At 69.4% G+C, this 22,945-nt stretch carries 22 protein-coding genes and 1 pseudogene; 10 read left to right on the forward strand and 13 right to left on the reverse strand.

Annotation, left to right across the window (positions count from 1 at the left end; translation table 11 throughout):
• Positions 1–170: 170 nt before the first annotated feature.
• The 4 genes from NL126_RS05175 to NL126_RS05190 form a co-directional block, all read right to left on the reverse strand.
• Complete coding sequence (locus tag NL126_RS05175; RefSeq protein WP_255197852.1) at positions 171–398, reverse strand: helix-turn-helix domain-containing protein; 228 nt, start codon at positions 396–398, stop codon at positions 171–173.
• A gap of 106 nt (positions 399–504) precedes the next feature.
• Positions 505–2,928 carry a heavy metal translocating P-type ATPase gene (locus tag NL126_RS05180; protein ID WP_255197853.1) on the reverse strand — a complete coding sequence of 808 codons (2,424 nt, stop codon included), beginning with the start codon at positions 2,926–2,928 and terminating at the stop codon, positions 505–507.
• A 6-nt stretch (positions 2,929–2,934) separates the two neighbouring features.
• On the reverse strand, positions 2,935–3,669 hold the full coding sequence (locus NL126_RS05185) for a sulfite exporter TauE/SafE family protein (RefSeq protein ID WP_255197854.1): 735 nt from the start codon (positions 3,667–3,669) through the stop codon (positions 2,935–2,937).
• A complete protein-coding gene (locus tag NL126_RS05190; protein ID WP_255197855.1) occupies positions 3,670–3,849 on the reverse strand; it encodes a DUF8131 family protein in 180 nt (59 codons plus the stop codon).
• Between the two features lie 108 nt (positions 3,850–3,957).
• On the opposite strand from NL126_RS05190, the gene NL126_RS05195 reads away from it, so the two are divergent.
• The 4 genes from NL126_RS05195 to NL126_RS05210 all read left to right on the forward strand — a co-directional run bounded on the left by NL126_RS05195 (position 3,958) and on the right by NL126_RS05210 (position 7,319).
• A complete protein-coding gene (locus tag NL126_RS05195) occupies positions 3,958–4,830 on the forward strand; it encodes a halocyanin domain-containing protein (RefSeq protein ID WP_255197856.1) in 873 nt (290 codons plus the stop codon).
• A complete protein-coding gene (locus NL126_RS05200; protein ID WP_255197857.1) occupies positions 4,830–5,339 on the forward strand; it encodes a cytochrome c oxidase subunit II in 510 nt (169 codons plus the stop codon). The genes NL126_RS05195 and NL126_RS05200 overlap by 1 nt, the downstream gene beginning before the upstream one ends.
• On the forward strand, positions 5,339–7,048 hold the full coding sequence (locus NL126_RS05205; protein WP_255197858.1) for a b(o/a)3-type cytochrome-c oxidase subunit 1: 1,710 nt from the start codon (positions 5,339–5,341) through the stop codon (positions 7,046–7,048). The genes NL126_RS05200 and NL126_RS05205 overlap by 1 nt, the downstream gene beginning before the upstream one ends.
• 136 nt (positions 7,049–7,184) lie before the next feature.
• Positions 7,185–7,319 (forward strand): hypothetical protein, encoded by a 135-nt coding sequence (locus NL126_RS05210; protein WP_255197859.1) that lies wholly within the window; start codon positions 7,185–7,187, stop codon positions 7,317–7,319.
• A gap of 278 nt (positions 7,320–7,597) precedes the next feature.
• Here NL126_RS05210 and NL126_RS05215 read toward each other — a convergent pair whose 3' ends face one another.
• Both NL126_RS05215 and NL126_RS05220 read right to left on the reverse strand, forming a co-directional pair.
• Positions 7,598–8,854 (reverse strand): M20 family metallopeptidase, encoded by a 1,257-nt coding sequence (locus NL126_RS05215; RefSeq protein ID WP_255197860.1) that lies wholly within the window; start codon positions 8,852–8,854, stop codon positions 7,598–7,600.
• Between the two features lie 55 nt (positions 8,855–8,909).
• Entirely contained in the window at positions 8,910–9,572 is a 663-nt protein-coding gene (locus tag NL126_RS05220; RefSeq protein ID WP_255197861.1) for a helix-turn-helix domain-containing protein, read from the reverse strand.
• 125 nt (positions 9,573–9,697) lie between these two features.
• On the opposite strand from NL126_RS05220, the gene NL126_RS05225 reads away from it, so the two are divergent.
• Positions 9,698–10,888 (forward strand): hypothetical protein, encoded by a 1,191-nt coding sequence (locus NL126_RS05225; RefSeq protein WP_255197862.1) that lies wholly within the window; start codon positions 9,698–9,700, stop codon positions 10,886–10,888.
• A gap of 61 nt (positions 10,889–10,949) precedes the next feature.
• Positions 10,950–11,927 (forward strand): hypothetical protein, encoded by a 978-nt coding sequence (locus tag NL126_RS05230; RefSeq protein WP_255197863.1) that lies wholly within the window; start codon positions 10,950–10,952, stop codon positions 11,925–11,927.
• A 3-nt stretch (positions 11,928–11,930) separates the two neighbouring features.
• Here the strand turns inward: NL126_RS05230 and NL126_RS05235 are convergent, their stop codons facing one another.
• The 5 genes from NL126_RS05235 to NL126_RS05255 all read right to left on the reverse strand — a co-directional run bounded on the left by NL126_RS05235 (position 11,931) and on the right by NL126_RS05255 (position 17,860).
• A complete protein-coding gene (locus tag NL126_RS05235; RefSeq protein WP_255197864.1) occupies positions 11,931–12,938 on the reverse strand; it encodes an AbrB/MazE/SpoVT family DNA-binding domain-containing protein in 1,008 nt (335 codons plus the stop codon).
• An 11-nt stretch (positions 12,939–12,949) separates the two neighbouring features.
• Entirely contained in the window at positions 12,950–13,867 is a 918-nt protein-coding gene (gene pstB, locus NL126_RS05240) for a phosphate ABC transporter ATP-binding protein PstB (RefSeq protein ID WP_255197865.1), read from the reverse strand.
• A 2-nt stretch (positions 13,868–13,869) separates the two neighbouring features.
• Positions 13,870–15,492: a phosphate ABC transporter permease PstA gene (gene pstA, locus NL126_RS05245; protein ID WP_255197866.1), complete on the reverse strand. Its 1,623-nt coding sequence runs from the start codon at positions 15,490–15,492 to the stop codon at positions 13,870–13,872.
• Positions 15,492–16,622 carry a phosphate ABC transporter permease subunit PstC gene (pstC, locus tag NL126_RS05250; protein ID WP_255197867.1) on the reverse strand — a complete coding sequence of 377 codons (1,131 nt, stop codon included), beginning with the start codon at positions 16,620–16,622 and terminating at the stop codon, positions 15,492–15,494. Before pstC ends, pstA begins: the two co-directional genes overlap by 1 nt.
• A gap of 68 nt (positions 16,623–16,690) precedes the next feature.
• Positions 16,691–17,860: a substrate-binding domain-containing protein gene (locus tag NL126_RS05255; protein ID WP_255197868.1), complete on the reverse strand. Its 1,170-nt coding sequence runs from the start codon at positions 17,858–17,860 to the stop codon at positions 16,691–16,693.
• A gap of 235 nt (positions 17,861–18,095) precedes the next feature.
• Here NL126_RS05255 and NL126_RS05260 point away from each other — a divergent pair.
• The 4 genes and pseudogenes from NL126_RS05260 to NL126_RS05275 form a co-directional block, all read left to right on the forward strand.
• Positions 18,096–18,359 (forward strand): annotated as a pseudogene (locus tag NL126_RS05260) (ubiquitin-like small modifier protein 1); the annotation flags it as partial.
• 93 nt (positions 18,360–18,452) lie between these two features.
• On the forward strand, positions 18,453–19,256 hold the full coding sequence (locus NL126_RS05265; protein ID WP_255197870.1) for a hypothetical protein: 804 nt from the start codon (positions 18,453–18,455) through the stop codon (positions 19,254–19,256).
• 108 nt (positions 19,257–19,364) lie between these two features.
• Entirely contained in the window at positions 19,365–19,958 is a 594-nt protein-coding gene (locus tag NL126_RS05270) for a hypothetical protein (protein WP_255197871.1), read from the forward strand.
• Positions 19,958–21,706: a GMC family oxidoreductase N-terminal domain-containing protein gene (locus NL126_RS05275; RefSeq protein ID WP_255197872.1), complete on the forward strand. Its 1,749-nt coding sequence runs from the start codon at positions 19,958–19,960 to the stop codon at positions 21,704–21,706. The genes NL126_RS05270 and NL126_RS05275 overlap by 1 nt, the downstream gene beginning before the upstream one ends.
• Before the next feature lie 10 nt (positions 21,707–21,716).
• Here NL126_RS05275 and NL126_RS05280 read toward each other — a convergent pair whose 3' ends face one another.
• On the reverse strand, positions 21,717–22,208 hold the full coding sequence (locus tag NL126_RS05280) for a hypothetical protein (protein WP_255197873.1): 492 nt from the start codon (positions 22,206–22,208) through the stop codon (positions 21,717–21,719).
• Positions 22,209–22,275: 67 nt separating this feature from the next.
• Positions 22,276–22,908, reverse strand: coding sequence for an SOUL family heme-binding protein (locus NL126_RS05285; RefSeq protein WP_255197874.1), 633 nt, complete (start codon positions 22,906–22,908; stop codon positions 22,276–22,278).
• Between the last annotated feature and the right edge of the window lie 37 nt (positions 22,909–22,945).

Genomic DNA, 22,945 nt, shown 5'->3' on the forward strand with positions numbered 1-22,945 from the left:
AACCGGCGACGACTGAGCGGACGGTACCGCCGCCACAGACTACACAATTATCCTGACATATCGGGCGCCCACGACTGCAGTCGGACAGCAATCGGACTGGCGAGTGACAACTACCGAACGACCAGCGGGCAGCAACAATTATTTACTACTATCCGGAGAAATTTCGACAGTCAACGACCCGCGATGAGCGGCGTCTCGGCGCGCTCTGCGAGGGTGTAGCCGTCGTCGGTCCGGGTGACCAGCGAGCGGCTCTCGAGCGTCTGAAGCACGGGAAGCAGCTTCAACAGCGGGATGTTCAGGGTCGCGCTCAGCTCGTCGGCCGTCACGGTGCCGTGTTCGCGCAGGTACAGGTACACCAGCTTCGTCGTCTCGGACGTGAGGGTCTCGAACGGGTTCACACTCAGTGCATCAATGCGACGAATACTAAACATTGCTACGACAATCAACGAAATACTGCGGGCGGCGAATTCGGTCGTCTCCGAGCGGAGCAACGTGTGACAGAACTCAGAGAGATGTTGGGTCAGCCGTGGGGTCGTCGGGGTCGGTCGGAGAGGTGTCGTCGCCGTCAGCGGGCGGGGTGTCGTCGCCGCCGGGGGAGTGACTGTCGTCCGTCGTCAGCGGCCGGGCGGAGTTCACGACGACGAGGAGGCTGCTCGTCGCCATCGCGACCGCCGCGACGAGCGGGTTCAACAGCCCCGCCACGGCCGCCGGGAGCGCGACGGCGTTGTACAGGAACGCCCACGCGAGGTTCTCGCGCACCCGTCGCTTCGTCGCCTGCGTGACGGCGAACACGGTCGGAACGGCGCCGAGGTCGTCGGTCGTGACGACGGCGTCGGCCGCGTCGGCCGCCAGCCGCGTTCCGCGGGCGAGCGAGATGCCGATATCCGCGGCGGCGAGCGCGGGCGCGTCGTTGCTCCCGTCGCCGACCATCGCCACGGGGCCGTCGAGTCGCGACACCACCTCCGCCTTCGCCTCGGGCGGCACCTCGACGAACACCTCGTCGACCGCAGGGTGGTCGCGGAACTGCTCGGCGGCCGGCTCGCGGTCGCCCGTGATGACCACCACGCGACGCTCCCGCGAGAGGTCGGTCACGACCGCGTCCCACTCCGGACGTGGCGTGTCACCACAGACGACCACACCCCGTGCGTCGCCGCCCCAGCCGACGAGCGATGGGATCTGGCCGGCCGCACTCGCCTCGGCACAGCGGTCGGCGAGGTCGTCGGGGACGCGCCACCCCCGCTCGGCGAACAGGTCCGGTCGGCCGACGACCACCGGCTCCCCGTCGACGGCGGCGCTCACCCCGAGTCCGGGGTGGGTCTCGAACCCCGAGACCGTCGCCGCGTCGCCGCCGAGCGCCGCGATGGCGTCCGCGACGGGGTGATCCGCGAACCGCTCGACTGCGGCGGCGTTCTCGCGGACCGCCTCACCCCCGACGACCTCGACCACGCGCATCTCGCCGGTCGTGAGCGTCCCCGTCTTGTCGAACGCGACGGTCGCGGCGTCCGGCGCGCGCTCGAACGCCGAGGTGTCAGTGACGACGACGCCGCGGTCGAGCGCCGTCCGGAGCCCCGCGGTGGTGGCGAGCGGCGTCGCCAGCCCGAGCGCACAGGGACAGGAGACGACGAGGACGGAGAGCCCCGTCAGAATCGCAGCGTCGAGCGCAGCACCGGTCGCGAGCTGCCAGCCGACGGCGACGAGTGCGAGCCCGAGGACCACCGGGACGAACACCCTGGCGACGCGGTCGGCGAGCCGCTGGACGCCCGACCGCCCGCTCTGGACCTCCCACAGAACCGCGACGAGTCGGTCGAGCGTGCTGGTGGCGTCCGCGCCCACCTCGATGGTGAGTCCCCCGCTTGTCAGGAGCCCCCCGCCGACGACCTCGTCACCCGGCGCCTTCCGTACGGGCAGCGACTCCCCCGTCACGAGCGACTCGTCGACGGCGCCCTCGCCCTCGACGACGGTGCCGTCGACCGGGACGCGTTCGCCGGCACGAACCACGACCGCGTCGCCCGGCGCGAGCGACTCGATGGGGACGAGGTCGTGCCCGTCGCCGGTGCGGCGCCGTGCCTCGTCGACCCGCTCCTCGGTGAGGTCGCCGAGCCGGCCCGCGGTCCGCCGTCGCACCCGGTCCTCGTAGTAGGTGCCGACGGTCACGGCCAGCACGATGACGATGGCCACGTCGAAGTAGACCTCCAGCCCGCCACGGAGGAGCGTCACCGTGCTGTACAGGTACGCCGTGGTCGCCGCGAGCGCGACCAGCAGGTCCATGTTCGGCTGCCGGGCGCGGAGGCTGACGTACGCCCCACGCAGCAGCGGGAAGCCGGTGTAGCCGAGGACCACGCTCGTGATCAGCCAGACGTTCCACAGGAGGTACGTGCCGGCAGTCCCCGAGAGGTCGACGAGCCCGGCCAGGAGGTCGAAGCCGACGTAGTGTGGGTAGAGGAACAGCAGGTACCACAGCATCACCATCATGCCGAAGAAGCCACCGACGAGGAGCCGCCCCAGCGCTGCCCCGTCGTCGACAGCGTCCGCATCCGGCGGCCGCGCGCGGTAGCCGAGCCCATCGATCAGGTCCACGAGCGCGTCCCGGTCGAGGTCGGGGTCGTGGACGAGTTTGACCGCCCCGGTCGGATAGCTCGCCGACGCGGCGTGAACCCCCTCGTGGCGGGTCGCCCGCGACGCCACGAACGTCTCGCAGGTCGCACAGTGCATCCCGTCCACGGACAGGAACGTCTCCGCCCCCTCGACGTCGGCGGCGTCCGGGCCGGTATCGACCGCCTCGCGGGCGGTCGTGGCGTCGACCTCCGTGACGTCGCCGAGCGTCCGAGCCACCTCCAGACACCCCCGACAGCAGTACGTGCCCTCGACGTCGGCGTCGGTGACGGGCGGGTCGGGCGTCGGCAACTCACAGAGCGTGCAGTCGGTCATGAGTGGTCAGGGCATCGGGAGCGGGACGTGCGGGACGTCGACGCCGACGAGTCGGAGTCCGTGGGCGAGCGGGACCGTCCCGAGGAGGACGAACGCCGCCCCGAGCGCGCGGTGGAGCCGCCCCCGGCTCGCCGCCGAGAGCGAGCCGAGCGAGCGGCCGTAGACGAACAGCGAGGGGATGGTTCCGAGCCCGAAGACGCCGAGCGAGACGGCCCCCTCGACGGGCGACCCCGTCGAGAGCGCGTAGAGGAACAGCGGATACAGGAGGGGACAGGGGAGCAGGCCGTGCGCCGCCCCGAGCCCGAGGATTCGGGGCCCACGCGCCCACTCGTCGACGTGGGCGGTGAGCCGACTCGCGACTGGCTGGACGAGGCTCGCGCCGGGGGAGCCGAACGCCGCGCCGGCCGACCCCCTGGTGAGATAGCTGACGCCGACGACGAGGACGACGAGCCCGACGCCGATGCCGGCCGCCGCACGGACCGCGTCACCGACCGCCGCGAGCGCGGCGAGCTCGAAGGCGGTCGCGCCGACTGCGCCCATCACGGCACCGATAGTCGCGTAGCTCGCTGTTCGGCCGAGGTTGAACAGCGCGTGTTGGCGGGTCTCGTGGCCCTCCATCCGGTCGGCGTACACGGTCACCAGCGGGCCGCACATCCCGAGGCAGTGTGCGCCACCGAGCAGCCCGAGGAGGAAGACCGCCGCGAGGCCCGTCCCGAACGGGAGCCCGGCGACACCGGCCATCTAGCCGGGGACGGCCGGGGCCTCCTCGGGGGCCAGCATCGTGTACAGCGACCCCGCGATGAGCAGGACGTTCACCAGCGCGACCGCGACGATCAGGTAGCCACGGTCCAGGTAGAACGCGACCGCCGGGAGCGTCGCCGCCGCCGCCACCGCGGGTGCGAGCAGTCGAATCGACACCATAGCTACCCGTTCAGATGTGGGGGTGAAAACACTTTGGCCGTGTCCAGCCTGCCGGGAATCCCCGGCAGGATTTAATACCCACCCGAGTGGTGTGCCGACATCTGTGATATGACAGATGGAACCACGGACTGCGGGCCGAGAGCGACCCGGAGGGGCGTTCTCGGCGCCGCAGCAGGCAGCCTTGTCGCGCTCGGCACCGTCGGAGCCGCCGGCGCGCAGGAGGGAACGGCGACGGGGAGTGGGAACGTCCAGCCGGATTTCGGCGACTGGCTCGACGGCGTCGACGGCGGCACGGAGGACGCTCGCGGCCAGGACAGCGTCACCGTCACCGTCGGCGCGAACGGCAACGGCGGGACGTTCGCGTTCTCGCCCGCGAGCCTCTGGATCGACCCCGGCACGACGGTCCGATTCAACTGGGTCTCGGACAACCACAACGTCGTCCCCGAAGACGTCCCCGAGGGCGTCTCGTGGGAGGGGAACTCCGAGATACAGAACACCGGCGCGAGCTACGAGTTCACCTTCGAGGAGGGTGGGCTGTACACCTACTTCTGTGAACCGCATCGCTCGCTGGGGATGCTCGGTGGCATCGCCGTCGGCGACGACGTGCCGACACAGCAGGTCGCGCCGCCGAGCGACGACGGCGGTGACGGCGGTGGCCCGCTCCTCCCGGCTGAGGACAGCGCCGGTGTTATGCTCACGTTCTACGCAGTCCTCGCCATCGCCGGGGCGTTCCTCGTCGGCGGCGAGGGGCTGCGAGCCGTCCGCGACTCGGGCGGATTCCGCGGTCCCGCGCCCGAGGAATCCGGTGCGGTAGCCGAGGAAGCAGCCGAGACCGACCCCGTCGAGACCATCGAGCACGACGGCTACGACCCGACGGGGACGGCCGCGCTCATCATCCTCTACTTCCTCGTCGTCGTGGTGATGTGGGTGTTCATGTACTTCGTCGAGTTCCTCGGCAACGGTCCTACGGTGATTGGCTAATGGAGATACACAGGTTCGAAAAACTCTGGCTGCTGGCATCGATCGTACTCGTCGTCTCGTTCATCGCGACGGTCACCTACGGGGCGGTCGGCCCCGGCATCGCGATGGTCTCTGACTCGGGGGGAACGGTCGACCCGTCGAACCCCACCGCGTCGGACAACTTCCGCGAACCCGGCGTCTATCAGACGGGCGAGAACGAGTACGCGGTGTACGTCCTCGCCCGACAGTTCCTGTTCGAACCCGGGACGAGCGAGCCTATCGAGGTGCCCGTCGACAGCACTGTCACGTTCTACGTGACGAGCCCCGACGTGCAACACGGGTTCAACCTCGTCGGCACCAACGTCAACGCGATGGTGATTCCGGGGCAGGTCGCGGAGTTCACCGTGCAGTTCGAGGAGGAGAAACGGCATAGCATCGTCTGTCACGAGTACTGTGGCTCGGGCCACCACACGATGTCGGGGAACGTGACGGTCGTCTCACAGTCCGAGTTCGACGGGGGTGACGCCTGATGGCGTTCGTCGACGAGTTCCCTACCGAAGCGCGCGTCACCCGGCTGTGTATGGGCGTCGCGTTCAACGCCCTCCTCATCGGGGGGTTCTTCGGGCTGGTGCAGGCGCTCCACCGGACGGGCTACTTCCGTGGGTTCGTCTCCTCGACCGACTACTACACGGTGCTCACCGCACACGGCGTCCTGCTCGCGCTGGTGTTCACCATCTTCTTCCTCTGTGGGCTGTTCACCTGGGCGGTCACCCGGAGTCTCGACCGTCCGGTCGTCGACTCGCGGCTCACCTTCGGCTGGTTCGGACTGATGTTCACGGGGACGGCGCTCGCCGGCATCGCCATCTTCGGCGGCTTCTTCGGCGGCTACGGCCTCGACATCTCGGCGGACGTGCTGTTCACGTTCTACCCGCCGATGAAAGCCCACCCGATCTTCTACATCGGGCTGGCGCTGTTCATCGTCGGCACGTGGCTCGCGGGCGCAGACTGGTTCCGCAGCTACTTCGCGTGGCGCTCGGAGCACGACGGTGAGCGCATCCCGCTGCAGGCGTTCATGGTGCTCGCGACGATGGTGATGTGGTATCTCGCCACGCTCGGCGTCGCCATCGAGGTCGTGGTCTTCCTCATCCCGTGGTCGCTCGGCCTCATCCAGACGGTCGACCCGCTGTTGATGCGGACGCTGTTCTGGTACTTCGGCCACCCGGTCGTCTACTTCTGGTTGCTGCCGGCGTACCTCGTCTGGTACACCATTCTCCCGAAGCTGTCGGGGGGGCGGCTGTTCTCCGACCCGCTCGCACGGGTGGTGTTCATCCTGTTCATCCTGCTGTCGACGCCCGGCGGGTTCCACCACCAGTACATGGACCCCGGTATCGCTGAAGGGTTCAAGTTCATCGCCATGACGAACACGCTGTTCATCCTCCTGCCGTCGCTGTTGACGGCGTTCACCGTCGTCGCCAGCATGGAACACGGCGCACGGCAGAACGGCGGCACCGGTCGTATTGGCTGGCTGAAGTCGCTGCCGTGGGACAACCCGGCGTTCACGGGCATCGCACTCGCTGGACTGATGTTCGCCGCCGGTGGGTTCTCCGGGATGATCAACGCCGGGATGAACATCAACTACCTCATCCACAACACGCTGTGGGTGCCCGGCCACTTCCACCTCACCGTCGGCACCGCGGCGGCGCTGACGTTCATGGCCGTCAGCTACTGGCTCTACCCGCAGGTGTCGGGCAAGCGGCTCCGGCTGTACGGCGTCGCGCAGATCCAGCCGTACGTCTGGTTCATCGGGATGGTGCTGATGTCGAACGCGATGCACCGCGCCGGCCTGCTCGGCGTGCCGCGACGGACGGCCGAGCCGGAGTACCCCGGCGTCGAGTACGTCGGCGGCGTCGGCGGCATCGGCGAGATGCGGCTCCAGATCGTCATCGGCGGCATCCTGCTGTTCATCGCCGTCGCGATGTTCCTCGCCGTCATGGGTGCGACGTGGCTCGGCCACCGCGGCGGGCGACCCCTCAGGGTCAACGGCTCGATCCCCGAGCCGCTGTCGAGCGTCGACGGCAGCCCGCGGGTGCTCGACAACCTGCGGCTCTGGCTCATCATCGCGGCGCTGCTGGTCGCACTGTCGTACTCGGTGCCGCTCTGGGCGCTCATCAGCGACGGCATCCTCGCGCCCGGCAGCCCGCCGATTCCGGTCTGGTCGCTCCCACCCATCTTCGGGTAGGCACCCCCCTCAGTTTCGCACACCGGGTCCGACGCTCGGCCCGCTGTCGTCGGCCGAACCGTCTCGCAGAGCTGTCACTGCACCGGCGTCCGGAGCGAAGGGTTGATTACCACGGCACCCATTGTTCCATGTTACCATGCCACTCGAACTTGATTGCGACACCTGTGCGTACACCAGCAAACTCGACGAAGAGTGGCGCGCATACGACGAGGCCCGGAAGCACGAGGCCGCGAACCCGACGCACGACGTCCTGCTGCGCCGACTGCCGTAGCTGGACGGGGCCTCGGCGTCGTCCGCGAGCCCCGGGTCGAGCGCTCACACAGCTGTTGCTCCCGAGCACGTCGACCCACGAGTCCACGCGAGGGCCCAGCGGCTCGGGGGCTAGACGGCGCCGGCGAACTCGAAGAGGTCGATGGCGATTATCGCCAGGATGACGAGAATAGTGAGCAGGATCATCGCCTTGACGTACCACGGGAAGCCATCGTCCGATTCGGCACTCATGGGCGAACGGTAGCCGGCCAGCCGCATAAGAGTCGGGGCGAATCCCAGTTACTGGGAACCCGCGGCGGCCGCGTAGTCGTACGGGAGCCGCGTGTACGCCCGGGCGTTGCCCGCGAGCGCGTCGAGCGTCGTGTACTCGTCGACGGCGTGGACGGTGTCGGTACCCAGCGCGAACTCGACGGTCGGGATGCCGGCGTGCCGGAGCTTCTTCGCATCACCGCCACCGGTCGCGCTTCGGCGGTACACCCGGTCGCCCGTGACGGCTTCAGCGGCTACCGTCGTCGCCGCCACGAGCGGGCTGTCGAGCGGCTCGAACGACCCACGACTCCACGAGACGTCGACCACCTCGATGCCCTCACAGGACCGGGCACAGGCGTGGATATCCGCGAGTACCTCGCGCGTGTCGACGCCGGCGGTGAGCCGCACGTCGAGTCGGGCGCGGGCCGACGCCGGGACGGTGTTGACGCCCTCCCCACCCTCGATGGTCCCGAGGTTGATGCTGGGGTACGCGAACAGCTCGCGGGTGGTGTCGGCGCCGAGCGTCGGCGCGTAGTAGTCGGCGGACTCGTCGATGACCGATTCGAGCGCCGGGTCGACGTCGAGCCGCTGACCGCCGAAATCCACGCGAATCGTCTCGACGGCGTCGTACAGCCGGTCGATGGCGTTCACGCCGAGCATCGGCCGGGAGCCGTGGGCCGACCGGCCGGTGGCTTCGAGCGTCAGCCAGATGCTCCCCCGGTCGGCGACGGTGATGGAGTGTCTTCCCTGCGAGCAGGTCGTCTCGCCGATGACGCAGGCGTCCGCCGCGATGCGGTCGGCCTGCACGAGCGCGCCGACGCCCGCCGACCCGCCGGTCTCCTCGTCGCTGACGAACGCGAACCGGAGCGTGACGGGCGGCGTGGTGTCGGACTCGACGTACGCCCGTGCGGCAGCCAGCATCGCGGCCACCGGTCCCTTCATGTCCGTCGCGCCGCGGCCGTAGACCCGGTCGCCGTCGCGCTCGCCGAGCGGGTCCCGGCTCCAAGCATCGGCGTCGTACGTCACGGTGTCGAGGTGGCCGTTGAAACAGAGGACGCGGTCGGTCTCACCGGCGAGGGTCGCCTGCACGTTCGGCTTCTTCGGGTCGATGGCGAACCGCTCGGTGTCGAGCCCGAGAGCGTCGAGTTCGGTCTCGACGCGCGCCATCGCCTCGCGCGTGTCACCCGGCGGGTTCTGTGAGTCCGCGGCGAGCAGGTCGAGGGTGAGGTCGGCGACCCCCTCGGCGTCGGGTATCGCCCGGACGAGCGGGTCGGGGAGGGCGCGCATACTCACCGTACGTCGACCACGGTGGTAAGCGTTCGGCGGCGGGTGTACAGGCGGGTCACGGCCACCGTGCGTCGGTGACTGTGCCGTCGAACTGATCGAGGAACCACGAGACGACTGCGCCCTCTGCTCGGTGGAGGACGTCACTGGCGGTCGATTTGGCGATACCGGCCCGGTCGGCCACCTCGCTGAGGGTTGCCCGGCGCGGCGACTCGTAGTAGCCGGCCGCCGCGGCCAGCCGCAGGAGTTCTCGCTGGCGTGCCGTCAGCAGTCGGTCGGAGACGGTCGTATCGACGTCCGCGAGGTGGTCGAGCCGGTAGTCGATACCGGCGGCGTCGAGTCGGTCACCCAGTGCCGACAGCCGGTCGGCCGCCGTCGTCAGTGCCCACGTCGCCGTCCCGTCGCGGACGGTGAAGGGGAACGAGAGCGGGACACCGGCGTCGAGCACCGCCGCGAGGAGTGGGAGGCGCACCGTCTCCAGTTGCACCAGCGTCGCTCCGTCGCCCGACCAGAGGAGGTCGAGGTGTCGGACGGCGTCGGCACGCTCGATGGCGGCGACGACGGCGACCGGGCGGTCGGCGACGACTTCGACGAGGACGACGCCGCGTGTCTCGTCTGCGAGCGCCGTCTGGACCCTGAGGCCGGCGTCGGGGTTGGTCGTCGAGACGGCGTGTACCCACGTCTCCGGGGGGACGTCGACGGACAGCGTGGCACGGGGCATACGTCCCGTTCGTCGGCAGCCTGCCTCAGTTCCCGGCCGAACATGTTCGATTGAGCCGAACCTGTTCGACGCTCACGAACGGGTTCGCAGAAACCAGTAGCCCACCGGAGCCCCGAGCAAGGGACATGCGAGACCGACCGAACCCGTTTCTCGTGATGGCCGTGCTGTACTTGACGGTGGGCTTCGTCGCCGTCATCACGCGCCTCGGCGTCGACGCCGGCCTGCTCGAATCGCTCCCACGACTGCGGTGGCTCACCGTCCACTTCGTGACCATCGGCGGCTTGACGATGGCGCTGTTCGGCACCCTCCCGACGCTCGCCGGGGTGACGACCGAGCACGGTCGCTGGGGGCAGTGGCTCCTGCTCAACGCGGGCTACCCGTTCGTCCTCCTCGGGATGGCGACGGGGACGACGCTCGTGACGGTCGCGGGTGCGACGGCCGTCCTGCTCGCGCTCGGGCATCTCACGTGGACGGTGTGGCGAGACGCTCCCGGCGACGGCCGCGGCCGGTTCTACCGGGTCGCGCCGTGGTTCCTCGTCGCTGGCATCCTGCTGGCGTTCGGGATGTTGCTCGGCGTCCACGGTCCCGGCGGCTACTTCGGCTCCATCGAGGGCCACGTCCACGCGAACGTCTGGGGGTTCCTCGGCCTCGTCGCGGCCGCGACGCTCCTCGGCGTGCTGCCCGCGCTCACCGGCACGTCGCTCCGTTACCCGTGGCTCCAGCGGGTCACGTTCTGGGGACTCTCGCTCGGAGCCGTGGGCCTCGTCGTCGGCCCGTGGCTCGCGCAGCACGTCCTGACGTTCGGCGGCCTCGCCGTCTACGTCGTCGGCACCGTCGCGCTGCTCGCGAACGTCGTCGGCACCGCCCGCGCCGGCGACGCACTTCGCGACCCCCGGGTTGGACACGTCCTCGGCGCGTACCTGTGGCTGGCGTTCCCGATTCCCTGGGCACCGTTCGTCCTGCTGGCTCCCGACTTGGTGGCTGGTCCCGTCGTCGAACGAGCGGCCATCAACGGCCTCGTGTTCGGCTGGATGCTCCAGTTGGCGATGGCGTTCCTCCCGGCGGCCATCGCTGGCGAGAACGCCGACCCCGCGTCCGGGATCGCGGCGACTTCCCCCGGGTGGCTGGGTCTCTTCGCCGTCAACCTCGGCGTGGCGGTCCTCTGGGCGACGGCCGTGCCGGGAGTGCCTGTCTCGGACGCGTCACTCTCGACGCTCGGGTTCACGCTCGTCGCCATCGCGTGGGCATCGCTCGTCGTCACGCTGTGGCGGTCGATGGAGGCGGCGACTGGCTGGGCGACCGTACACCCCGCGTGACGACGCTCCGGCCACCCGACGACAGAAACGTTACGGGGCCGCCGCCGCAACGCTCGAGTACATGAGTCCGGAGGAGCGGCGCGACAGCATCGACGGACTGGAACTGGACGACGCGGTGGACGCGGTCACCGCCGCCGACGAGACGCACGACCCCGAGGCCGTGCGTGCGGCACTCGACTACGTCACCGACGACGAGGGCGTCGTCCGCGAGGCCGCCGTCGACCCGGCGTTCGGCGAGCTGTCGAAGGTCGTCTCGACGCCCGAGACGCGCGTCGAGCTCGCCCAGATGGCGCTCGACGACGCGAGAGAGACCGCCGAACCGGTCGCGGACATCGACGCCGTCGCCGCCCGCCTCGACGACTTCGAGGCCCGCGTCGACGCGCTCGACGCCCGGGTCGAGGCGCTCGGCGAGCAGCTCGGCAGCCTCATCGACGACCACGGCGAGGCGGCCGACCTCTACGAGACCGCCGAGGGCATCCGGGCGCTGACCGACGAGGCGAATCGGGTGCAGGTCGAGGCCGACGAACTGCAGCAACACCTCGAAGCGTTCGAGCGCTGGGTCGATACGGAGTCGCTTCGGCTGGACGAACTCGAAGAGGACGTGGCGGCCGCCGAGAGCGAGGTCGACGACCTGGTGGCCGCGGTCGAGAAGCTCGACGCCGTCCTCGACCAGCTCGACCCCGACGCCGCCGACGAACTGGTGGCGGGCTGGCTCCACACCACCGTCGGCCGACGGGTGACCGACCTCCTCCTCACTGACCTCCGGGCGGAGATCGAGGACCTGCGGGCGTGGCCGGGCGGCGTCGAGGACACCGACCGGCTCGCCGCCATCGAGGCCGACGTCGACGAACTGGCCGAGCGCACGACGGCGACCGCCGAGACACTCGACGCCCTCGTGGCGCCCGAGTGGGACGAGCGGTTCGGCGACCGGCTCGCCGACCTCGACGCGGCGCTCGACGCGGTCGAACCGCCGGTCGACTGGGGAGCGGTGCAGGAGATCGTCGAGGAACACCGGGTCGACCCGGAGACGCTGCGCTGAGACTCAGAGACGCTCCGCCCGGATGGCGGCTCTGACGGCGGTCTGGGCGATTTCGCCGCCGGCGTCGGTGGTGTGGCGGAGCGCGTCGACGACGCGCACCAGCGCGGCCACGTCGGTCGGTGCCGCATCGAACAGCGTCTCGTCGAGCGTGTCGAGCGCAGCGAGCGTCGCGTCCCGGCGGTCGAGCGCCGCGTGTGCCGCATCGGCGTCCGGGTCGTGCAGGAGCGCGGCCGTGGCGTCGTCGACGACGCCCCGCGCTTCGTCGGCCGCCGCCTGCACCTCTGCGCGCATGGGGTCGGGAACGGGGTCGGAGAGCCGTTCGGCGACGCCGGCGAGCCGGACGCCCTGCTCGGCGACGTGTTCGAGCTGGTGGGCAGCGACGTAGTGGTCGAACAGCGCCGGCCGGCTGGTGCCGAGGCGGTCGACCTCCTCCAAGGAGACGAGCGCGCGGTTGAGGTGGCGCGACACCATGTCGAACAGCCGCCGCGCCTCGGTCGCCCGGTCGGTGAGTCGGTCGCGGGCCGCCGCGTCGGCGTCGAGCACCGCCGCGGTCGCGGCCTGCTGGATGGAGCGGGCGATGAACCCGAGCTGGTCGACCGACTGCGGGACCGACACCTCGCTGGCGTCGACCAGGTTGCGGACGACGAGTTCGTCGTCGGCCGCGACGTCGGTGTCCGCGCCGACCATACTCCGGCTGCCCTCGCGGGCGACCCGGCGCTGGGCGTCCGTGAACGCCGACTCGTGGACGAGCGTCACCGTCTCGAACCCCATCGCGTGTGCGACCCGCAGCGACCGCCGGACGAGGTCGGGCGAGTCGCCGTCGATGTCGAGCCGGGCAGCGTCGAGCCGGTCGCCCTCCTTCCGGGCGCTGCGGACGACGATGGAGCCGTCGCGGTGGGTGTACAGGTGGACGGGCGTCCCGGCTTCGAGCGCGTGGTCCGTCGCCCACTCCTTCGGGATGGAGACGGTGTAGGTGCCACCGCCGACCATCTGCAGCTTCCGGGTCTCCATGCTCACTCCGGTCACCCGAACTTCCCGGTGATGTAGTCCTCGACGCGCTGACTCTCCGGGTCCTCGAAGATCTTCTCGGTCGCGTCGTACTCGACGAGTTCGCCGCCGGTGAGGAACACGGCCGTCTGGTCGGAGATGCGCGCCGCCTGCTGCATGTTGTGCGTGACGACGACGACCGTGTAGTCCTCCGCGAGGTCGGCGATGAGGTCCTCGATCTTCGAGGTGGCGATGGGGTCGAGGGCGCTCGCGGGTTCGTCCATCAGCAGCACGTCGGGGTCCGTGGCGAGAGCACGGGCGATACAGAGCCGCTGTTGCTGGCCGCCGGAGAGCCCGAGTGCGTTGTCGTCGAGGCGGTTTTTCACCTCGTCCCACAGCGCCGCATCGCGGAGACAGCGCTCGACGAGGTCGGCTTTCTTCGTGCCGTCGTCACGACCCAGCAGCCGCGCGAGCAGCCCCGTTTCGAGGTCGCCGTGCTTGCGTGGCCCGTACGAGATGTTGTCGCGGATGGATTTCGGGAACGGGTTCGGCGACTGGAACACCATGCCGACGCGCTTGCGGAGCTCGACGAGGTTCACGCCGTCCTGGTAGATCTCCTCGCCGTCCACGCGAACGGAACCGTCGATTCGTGCCGACGAGATGCGGTCGTTCATCCGGTTGAGACACCGGAGGAACGTCGACTTCCCGCAGCCCGACGGGCCGATGAGCGCCGTCACGCTGTTCTCGGGAATCTCCATCGAGACGCCCTTCAGCGCGTGGTCGTCGCCGTAGTGGACGTCGAGGTCCTCGACGGCGACCTTCGCGTCGCCGCGGAACTGGTAGTCGAGCCACTCCGCACGGGTCTCCTCGACGGTCTCGCCGCTGGTCGTCTGGAGTGGCTGGCCGGTGCCGTTCGTCGTCGCGTCTGGTTCGGTCTGTGTGGTTTCGCTCATGGTCACTCGTACTGCAGTTTCCGCCGGAAGTAGTACCGCGCCGCGATGCCGACCGCGTAGAACGACAGGACGACGACGAGCAACACGAGCGCCGTCGCCCACTGGAACTGGTCGGGGTTGGCGACGTTGTCGCCGAGCCCGACGCCCGCCGTGATGAGCGCGTACAGCTGGTAGGGAAGCGCCGAGGTGGCCTCCAGCAGTGCCGGGTTCGAGACGAACGGCGGCGAGCCGGTGAACTGGAAGCTCCCGATGACGTCGACGGTCTGTCGCCCCTCGACGAACGGCGCGCCCGCCGTGACGAGCAGGATGGGCGCCGTCTCGCCGGCGATGCGGCCCACCCCGAGGATGACACCCGTCACCACGCCCGGGAGCGCCGCCGGGAGGACGACGCTGCGGACCGTCTGCCACTTCGAGACGCCGAGCGCCGCGCTCGCGTCGCGGTACTCGTCGGGCACCGCGAGCATCGCCTCGCGGCTCGTGATGACGACCAGGGGAAGCAGCATGAACCCGAGCGTGAGCATCCCCGCGAGCAGCGACTTGTTGCCGCCGAACCGTGGGATGAGGAACGCGAAGCCGAACAGCCCGAACACGATGCTCGGGGTCGACCACAGGCCGTTGGTGGCGACCTCGACCACCTGCGTGAAGCGGCCGCGCTCGGCGTACTCGGTGAGGAACACCGCCGCCCCCACGCCCAGGGGAACCGCGAACAGCACCGCACCGACGACGAGCCAGATGGTGCCGACGATAGCCGGAAGCACGCCGTTGAAGTCGTTGAGCAGCGCGACGCCCTCCATCACGAACGGCCAGTAGACCGGAAGGGCGACCGTCACGCCGAACAGCGTGATTTCGGGTCCGGCGCCGGCACCGACTGCGACGCCGGTGAACAGCCCCGGGAGGCCCTTGTAGACGGTGAACGCCACCAGCAGGAACAGCACGCCGACGATGGCGAGCGCGTTCAGGTAGACGAGCAGGTACGCGCCCGTGTGTCGACCCTTCGCACCGAAGCCGCCGTAAGCCTTCGCCGCAGCCCAGCCCGCCAGCAGCGCACAGCACAGCGTCACCGTCGGGATGACGAACTCGGCGGTGAAGGAGGCGGGCTGTTCCCAGCCGAGTTCCCACACCCACGACGGGCCGATGACGTCGCCGAGGAAGACGACGCCACCGAGGAGGGCGATCGCGCCAGCAGGGCCCGTCGAGCCGACGTCCTCGCGGGTGAGCGTCGTCACGGCGAACGCGACGCCCCCGGTGAGGAGTGCGGCGGCGAGCCACCCCGGCGTTCCGAGCCCGAGCGTCTGGGAGGCGACGAGCCCCCCGACGACGAACCAGACGCCGCCGAAGGCGGTGCCGGCGACCAGTCCCGCGGTCGACCGCGGCGTGGTCTGGACGTAGCCGAGCCGGGAGCCGACCCCGAAGACGACGACCACGCCGCCGAGGACGACGAGCAGGCCGCCGAGGAGCGCCACGACCGGCAGCCCGGCGACGGGGTCCGAGATGGTGAGGACCTCGAACAGCGCCAGCAGGGAGATGGCGAACAGCAGGGAGGCGAGGCCGACCGCGCCCGCCGCAACCGCGCGCGTGCCGGAGGTGTCATCCTGGACGAGCTGGGTCTCGGTCGCGCTCGCCATCAGAGCTCACCCCCGAGCTTGCGGCGCATCCGGTACTCGATGTACTGCGCCCCGATGGAGAGGAACAGCACCGTGACGAACAGGATGACGCCCGCGACGAACAGCGCCGACAGTTGGAGGCCGTCGGCCTCGCCGTAGTTGCGCGCGATGAGCGACGTGAGCGTCTCCTGGCCGTAGAAGGCGTTGTAGATGGGTTCGGTGAGCTTCGGGACGCCCTTCAGCATCACCGTCGCGGCCATCGTCTCGCCGATGGCCCGCCCCACGCCGAGCAGGACGGCCGCCGACACGCCCGAGAACGCCGCCGGGAGCGTGATGGAGGTCATCGTCTGCCAGTCCGTGGTGCCGACGGCGAGCGAGCCGCTCTTCATCGACTCGGGCACGCTCGACAGCGCGTCTTCCGCAACCGAAACCACGGTGGGAAGCGCCATCAGGCCGACGACCAGCCCGACGAACAGGTAGGTGCCCTGTCCGACGAGTTCGAACTGGTCGGACGCCCACGGGCTGAGGATGGTGAACCCGATGAAGCCGTAGACGATAGACGGGATGCCCGCGAGGATCTCGACGCCCGGCTTCACGAGTTCGCGGACGGTCGGCGGCGCGATTTCGCTGAGGAACAGCGCCGCGGCGACGCCCAGCGGCCCGGCGACAGCGGTGGCGACGAGCGTCACCATCACCGTGCCGTGAATCATCGTCACCATCGAGTAGCGGATGGGCGGTGAGACCGCGTCCCACGTCGTGTGGGTGAACAGTCCCAGTCCGGGCACCGTGACGCCGAACAGCGTCGCGCTCTCGTACCGGATCGTGGGGAGCGCCTCGAGTGCGATGAACACCGTAATCAACAGCAGTATCAGGATAGTCGCGATGGTCGTCGTGAGCGTGAGTACCCGAGCGGTGAGCCCCTGATGACGAACCCAGCCGTAGCCCCCGGCCACGAGGGAGATGGCGAACGGGACGACGGTCAGGTTCGAGGCGGCGAGGAAGCCGACGAACGCGGCCAGCATCGAGCCGGCCAGCAGCCCGACGGTGAGGAGGGCCGCGGGCTCGGTGTCGGCGACGAACGCCCGGAGTCGCCGCACGAGCCGTGCGACCGTCTCGGCGCTCCTCTCCGCTCGGTCGGTTGTCTGTGCCATGTGTCGTGTTTGTGTAACGTCTGAAACCAGTAGTCAGCGAACGGTGCGCGAAGAAGCGAACGGAAGGGTCAGGACTGGCTCGGAAGCTTGTCCTTCTGCGCCGTGATGTCCTTCGTCGGAAGCGGGATGTAGTTGTTATCCTCGACGAACACCTTCTGCCCGAAGGTGGTCAGGAACATGTTGAGGAACGCGGCCTCGCGCTTGTCCGTCCCGTTGGGGGTGTCCTCCGTGACGGTCGTGTACTGGTGGAGGTCACGGTTCAGCGGGTACGCGGAGTCGAAGATGGTGTGGTCCGCGTCCTTGTCGGGCTTGTAGACCGTCCCCTCGAAGTCGATGGCGATGGGCGGGACCTGCGGGCCGGTGAACGCGAGGGCCATGTACGCGATGGCGCCCTCGTTCTGCTGGACGGCCTGGGCGACCTGCTGGTTCTGCCCGAAGCGGGCGTCGACGCCGGACATCGAGGCGTCGGCGCTCCCGAGCATGTTGAGGCGGAACGAGGTGTCCGTCCCGGAGCCCTCGGCGCGACCGATGACGTAGATCTCCTGGTCCGGGCCGCCGACCTCGCTCCAGTTAGAGATCTCGTCCTGGTAGATCTGCCGGATATCCTCGCCGGTGAGCTTCGTGACGCCGGCGTCGTAGATGTTCTTCGAGACGACGACCGGCTGGCCGTCGCGGCCGACGACGTGGTCGACGTAGTTCTCTTTGGCCTTCTGCTCGCTGATGCCGAGTTCGGCGGTGATGGGGCCCGAGGAGTTACCGATGTCGACGAGGCCGTCACGGACCGACTTACAGCCGGTGCCCGAGTGGCTCAGGCCGATGCTGGTCGCGAACGGCGGCGTCGCCTGCTCGCCCGTCGGCTCGAAGCCGTAGAGGCTCGCGAAGTAGTCGGCGAGGCGCTCGTCCGGCTTGCCGAGGTCCTCCCACCCGGGGACGGTGCCCTCCTCGCTGGAGCCCCAGTACTCGCCGTCGCTCGTCGGCGGGTTGGAGTTCCAGTAGGAGCTCCCCTTGTTGGCGATGGGGTAGACCGTCGAGGAGCCCTCAGCGGTGAGCATCTCCGGAGCCGAGGTGGACTCGGCGGTGTCCTCGTTCTGCCCGGACTCCTCGGGCGTGCTGTCCCCCGACGTGTTCCCACTATCGCCCGTACACCCGGCGACGCCGACGGCGCCGATGGCTCCCGTCGTGGCGATGAACTTCCGACGCGATACACGGCCGCTGACACCCTCCGTCTCGTGCGTCATCACCTGAATCCTGCCGATAGCTGACTAAAGCGGTTTATAATACCCCACCCCCCGAGACTGGCTCTCACGATTCCCGAATGATGGCGATAGACGGCTCGATTCACCCTCGTAGAGATATATAGCACTAATTGAGAACTATGATTCGAGGGCGTGTCGCCGCCCTGCTGGTGCGCCGCCATACGGAGTTAAGTTTCAGCGAAACGAACAGTCGGGTATGAAGTGACGTCTCTTCGGCCGATTCGCGGAGCAAGTGGGACTGACAGAGACCAGCGTCCGGGTCAAGGGAATCGGAGAGGGGACGGCGACCATCCGCGACGCGCTCCACGCCCTGCTGGAGGCGTACCCCGAGTTGCGTGCCGAGGTACTCACCGACGAGGACGAACTGGCCGACTACGTCCACGTCGTCCACAACCACGTCGACATCTACAACGAAACGCACCACCTCGCCACCCCCGTCGCCGTTGGTGACGACCTCGCACTGTTCCCGCGCGTGGAGTGAGACACTGCGTCGCGAGTAGCACGGTCCCACCGGATGGGAGTCATCTCGCGGATATATCGCCGAGACGGTCCTATGAATTGTCGGTGAGACACAGTGAACGTACGTTCAGTCGGGATACTCCTGCTAGCCCTCGCGGTCGGTGTCGGGGGCTTCGTCGTCTTCTTCCTCGGGGTCGGGATGCCCGTCAGCCACACGAGCTACTACCAGTACGACGGGACCATCGCGACGAACGAGACGCTCCATAACGTGACGGTCTATCTGCCACTGCCGACCGAGAACGGGGCGGCGCTCGTCGACGCGGCGAACGTCACCGTCGAGACCGAGGACGGCGCAGCCGACTGGGACGTCGCCGTGGTCGACACCCCACACGGCCCGATGCTCGCGCTGACTGCCGACCGGGTCGAGGGAGAGCGCTACTACCTCGTCCACGAGTTCGACGAGAACGGGAGCCACGTCAGCTGGGAGAAGGTCCCCGAGGACGAGCTCCCGGCGGACATGACCAACAAGAAGGCGTATCCGGAGCCGACGTACTACCGGTTCTCGGTGTCGGTCTGGCTCGACGACCGCGTCGACGTGGTCGACCCGGTCGCCAACGCTTCCGTGCTCCGGCCGGTCGAGAACCTGACGCCCGGGGCCTGTGAGCCGTACTGGGAGAACGACGAGAACGCCGCCTGCGCGACGTTCGAGACGCCGGCGTACGTCCAGTACGACACCACCGCGGACAACGTCGTCCGGCTCTCGGTCGAGCAGCGGGGCGTGAACGAGTGGGGCTACGGCCTCAGCAACAGCTTCAACGAGTTCGTCCAGGAGGCCGAGGGTCACTACGCGGGCAGTCAGGACGGCTGGGTGACGATGGAGGGCCAACTCTACACCGGACTGGGCGACGAGACCCGGTGACCACGGCGAGGCGCATAACCGCCCCCGGATGAACGGGGGAAGGTTGAGGGTGTCCGCCGCCACAGAGTGTGACGTGATATCGTACGTACATCTCCCCGAGGTGGCACCGTGAGCTACACCCACGGGACGTTCGCGGCGTTCGTCGACGCCGTCGTGCCGGCGACCCCCGAACTCGCAGAGCGGGGCGACGAGCACGTTCCCGGTGGCCTCGACGCGGGGCTCGTCGACGTGCTCGTCGAGGAGATCAACACCATCCAGCCCGTCCACGGCGGGCCGCTGGGTGCGCTGGGCTACGAGACGACGCCGCTCGCCCCGGTCGTCGCGGCGCTGCTCGACGCCGCCGCACTCGAACTCCTCCTGCGGCGACGAGCAGAGGAAGGCCTCCAGTCGCCCGCCGACGAGTACGCCGGGGGGCCGTTCTCCCGGCTCGCCGCGCGGGACCGCCTCCGCGCCGTACGGATGCTGGAGACCGAGGGCGTGTTGCCCGCGCTCGCCGACCGACTCGACGCGCCCGGTCTCGGCACCATCCAGTACCTCGCGAGCGCGCTCGTCGCACTGACAGAAACGCTCTACTACGGCGAGTTGACGGGCGACGGGGAGACCTCGCAGGGCTGGGAACAGGCCGACTACCCCGGCCCCTCCGACGGCTACGCCGTCATGCTCGGCTACGAAGTCGACGAATTCGAGGAGGACGACTACTGATGCGGGTACAGGAGACCGACGTGGTCGTCGTCGGGGCGGGCGGCGACGGGCCCGCGCTCGCGTGGCGACTCGGCGAGCTCGGCATCGACGTCGTGGTACTCGAAGCCGGGCCGTTCTACGGCAACGAGCAGTGGGAGGCTCCCCGCGGGGCACCGGGCGGTGAGGCGTCGTCCTCGCCCGACGACCTCTCGGGCGACCTCTACGACGAGCAGTTCACCTCGAAGGAGGGCGAGATGAACGACCCCGTCCGGGGGAAGCTCCGGTGGGGCCCCGCCAACGAGGACCGCGCGCCGTGGGAGCGCACGGTGCCGGGGCACGCACTCATCTCGCAGTTGGCGGGCGTGGGCGGCACCACGCAACACTACTACGCGAACCACCCGCGGGCGTTCGTGGGGAGCATCGACGACCAGCCGCACTGGCCCATCGACTACGCCGACCTCGTCCCATACTACCAGCACCTCGAGGAGGCGCACCCCATCGAGCCCGCGCCCACCACCCCGAAGGCCGAACTGTTCTTCGAGGGCGCCCGGCGATCGGGGTACGACCTCACCACGGGCTACAACGTCACCGACGAGGGCTACCGGCCGTTCCCGAACGCGATTCCACAGCCCGACGAGCGACTCACACGCGATGGCGACTACGACGGCGACTTCCACTACCCTGACGTCGAGGGCGACACGATGGCGATGCACGAGCATCAGGGCGGCCCCCAGCCGCGCGGCGCCCCCTTCGAGGAACGCGCCCGGCGCTCCTCGAACGTCTCGCTCGTGCCGCGCGCGATGAAGACGGGGAACGTCGAGATCCGCCCGAACGCCTTCGCCACGCAGATACTCGCGGACGAGGGGCCCGGCTCCATCGAGGCCACGGGCGTCGAGTTTCGGGATACCTGGGCCGGCACCACCGAGCGTATCGACGCGGACGCCGTCGTGCTCGCGGCGGGCTGTATCGAGACGCCGCGCCTCTGGCTCAACTCCGACCTGCCCGACAACGGCTGGGTCGGGAAGGGCCTCACGACCCACTGGTTCGACTTCGTCGCGGGCGTGTTCGACCCCGGCACCCTCGAAGACGTCATCGGCCAGCGTGCGGTCGAGCCGCACCAGGGACAGGCCGCGGGCTCGCGCCTCGACGTTCCTGATGTCGGTGGCATCGCCGTCAACACGTTCGCACCCGGTATCACCGCGCTCTCGATGTACGGCTCCAGCCGCAACGGCTGGTGGTTCGAGCGCGAGCCCTCGGGCGAGCCGTGGGACACCGAGGGCCGGCTCGCCGGGAAGGAGCTCAAAGCGCGGATGGCCGACTACCGGCGGACGCTCACGCTCATCTGTCACACCGACGACCGCCCCCGACAGGAGAACGGCATCTCGCTCGACGTCTCCACGAAGGACGAACACGGCTACGTGCCACTCGTCGAGTGGGAACCCCACCCCGACGACGACGAGCGCCGGCTCGAACTCGCCCGGCGCGGCGCCGAACTGCTGAACGAGGCCGGTGCCGAGCACGTCCACCGGACGGACGCCGCGCCCATCCTGCTCCACATGCAGTCGTCGATGGCGATGGGACGCGTGCTCGACGAGGGGTGTGAGGCGTACGACGTCGCTCGGCTCTTCGTGGCGGACCACTCGGCGCTCGCGAACGGCGTCGGCGGGGCGAACCCGACGCACTCGGGGCAGGCGCTCGCGCTCCGCACGGCCGAACACGTCGCCGAGCGCTACTTCGACGGCGTCGACGACCCCATCGGCTCGGTCTGAGCGGCGGCACTCAGGCGGTCGTCGTCGGTTCGTCGGTGTCAGAGACCAGCCAGGCCACGTGCGCCAGCACGACGAGGCCGCTCGCCAGCACTGGCAGCGCGACGACGCCGACGAGCACGATGGCGAACCCCGCCTGTGGGACGGGGCCGTCCGTATCGAACAGGAGCAACGGGAACACCGGCGCGCTGACCGCGCCGAGCGTCGCCAGCAGGCGGAAGGCGCTGTTGATGCGCGTCGCCGAGTCGCCGAGGTCGTAGCTGTCGTAGCGGCGGACAACACGGATCGCGTCCACGCCGACGTGAAGCAGCAGTAGCAGCCAGAGCAGCGCCAGCGCCAGGAGGGGGAGGACCAGCCACGCGACGCTGAAGCCGGGAGGCGGTGACACCGGCGTGTAGTTGAACAGCGCGAGCGGGAGGACTCCCGTCAGGAGGACGACGCCCGCCAGCGCGGCTTCCACGAGCAGGAGCCGGGGGACGGTCGACAGATACGAGCGGAGGGACACAGACGATAGCCGGAGCAGACCGGTAAGGGCGTTGTGGGTGCGTGACGGACGCGAGCGACGCCCGGACTCAGGCCGACTTCCGGCGGCGAATCTCGACGGCCACCTCGTTCGTCCGCAGGAACGGTGGCGTCCACGGTGCGTCGTACTGCATGAGGAACGGCTCGCCCGCGACCGAGACGTCCGCGTCGGCGAGCGTGTCGAGCAACGCCTGCTGTTTTCGAGCCGTCCGGGCGTCGGTCGCCCACCACGAGAACGAGAGCACCGCGAGCGTTCGAGCAGGGCGCTCGACCAGCTGGACGGCGGGGTCAGAGGGGCGGGGCGCTGTCTCGTAGTCGTACTCGGCGGGTAGGAAAAACGCCATCCGGACGCCGTCGCCGTCCGCGTCGGTCTCGACGGGGGCAGTCATCGCGATCTCCTCGCCGCCGGTCGCCACGGGTGCCGTCATCTCGATCTTGGCGCCGGCCTTGTTCGCGCCGGCGATGTAACGGAACAGTCGACCGAACGCCTCGCGTGTAGAGGGGGCGACGGTCTCGGCGGCGAGCGTGGTCGGGTAGCGTCGGAGTTCGGCGCCGCCGACGGTGCCGATGACCTCGTAGGGGACGCGCTCGGCTTCCCGACTGGCGCGCCGACTTCGGGCGCTCACGCCGGCTGCCGAAGCCAGCACGACCGCACCAGCGAGCACCGCGAGTTTCCGGTTCATCCCTACAGGATGGAGCGCCAGGGCGAAAAGCCCTCGT

It is taken from the genome of Halorarius litoreus (assembly GCF_024362405.1).
GTDB classification, from domain to species: domain Archaea; phylum Halobacteriota; class Halobacteria; order Halobacteriales; family Haloarculaceae; genus Halorarius; species Halorarius litoreus.

Excerpts from the sequence above, each read along its gene's own strand:
- pstA (WP_255197866.1), bottom strand. The coding sequence starts at position 15,492 with ATGGCGAGCGCGACCGAGACCCAGCTCGTCCAGGATGACACCTCCGGC.
- NL126_RS05180 (WP_255197853.1), bottom strand. The coding sequence starts at position 2,928 with ATGACCGACTGCACGCTCTGTGAGTTGCCGACGCCCGACCCGCCCGTC.
- NL126_RS05285 (WP_255197874.1), bottom strand. The coding sequence starts at position 22,908 with ATGAACCGGAAACTCGCGGTGCTCGCTGGTGCGGTCGTGCTGGCTTCG.
- NL126_RS05235 (WP_255197864.1), bottom strand. The coding sequence starts at position 12,938 with ATGGAGACCCGGAAGCTGCAGATGGTCGGCGGTGGCACCTACACCGTC.
- pstB (WP_255197865.1), bottom strand. The coding sequence starts at position 13,867 with ATGAGCGAAACCACACAGACCGAACCAGACGCGACGACGAACGGCACC.
- NL126_RS05225 (WP_255197862.1), top strand. The coding sequence starts at position 9,698 with ATGCGAGACCGACCGAACCCGTTTCTCGTGATGGCCGTGCTGTACTTG.
- pstC (WP_255197867.1), bottom strand. The coding sequence starts at position 16,622 with ATGGCACAGACAACCGACCGAGCGGAGAGGAGCGCCGAGACGGTCGCA.
- NL126_RS05230 (WP_255197863.1), top strand. The coding sequence starts at position 10,950 with ATGAGTCCGGAGGAGCGGCGCGACAGCATCGACGGACTGGAACTGGAC.
- NL126_RS05210 (WP_255197859.1), top strand. The coding sequence starts at position 7,185 with ATGCCACTCGAACTTGATTGCGACACCTGTGCGTACACCAGCAAACTC.
- NL126_RS05255 (WP_255197868.1), bottom strand. The coding sequence starts at position 17,860 with ATGACGCACGAGACGGAGGGTGTCAGCGGCCGTGTATCGCGTCGGAAG.
- NL126_RS05185 (WP_255197854.1), bottom strand. The coding sequence starts at position 3,669 with ATGGCCGGTGTCGCCGGGCTCCCGTTCGGGACGGGCCTCGCGGCGGTC.
- NL126_RS05200 (WP_255197857.1), top strand. The coding sequence starts at position 4,830 with ATGGAGATACACAGGTTCGAAAAACTCTGGCTGCTGGCATCGATCGTA.
- NL126_RS05195 (WP_255197856.1), top strand. The coding sequence starts at position 3,958 with ATGACAGATGGAACCACGGACTGCGGGCCGAGAGCGACCCGGAGGGGC.
- NL126_RS05205 (WP_255197858.1), top strand. The coding sequence starts at position 5,339 with ATGGCGTTCGTCGACGAGTTCCCTACCGAAGCGCGCGTCACCCGGCTG.
- NL126_RS05275 (WP_255197872.1), top strand. The coding sequence starts at position 19,958 with ATGCGGGTACAGGAGACCGACGTGGTCGTCGTCGGGGCGGGCGGCGAC.
- NL126_RS05190 (WP_255197855.1), bottom strand. The coding sequence starts at position 3,849 with ATGGTGTCGATTCGACTGCTCGCACCCGCGGTGGCGGCGGCGGCGACG.
- NL126_RS05220 (WP_255197861.1), bottom strand. The coding sequence starts at position 9,572 with ATGCCCCGTGCCACGCTGTCCGTCGACGTCCCCCCGGAGACGTGGGTA.
- NL126_RS05215 (WP_255197860.1), bottom strand. The coding sequence starts at position 8,854 with ATGCGCGCCCTCCCCGACCCGCTCGTCCGGGCGATACCCGACGCCGAG.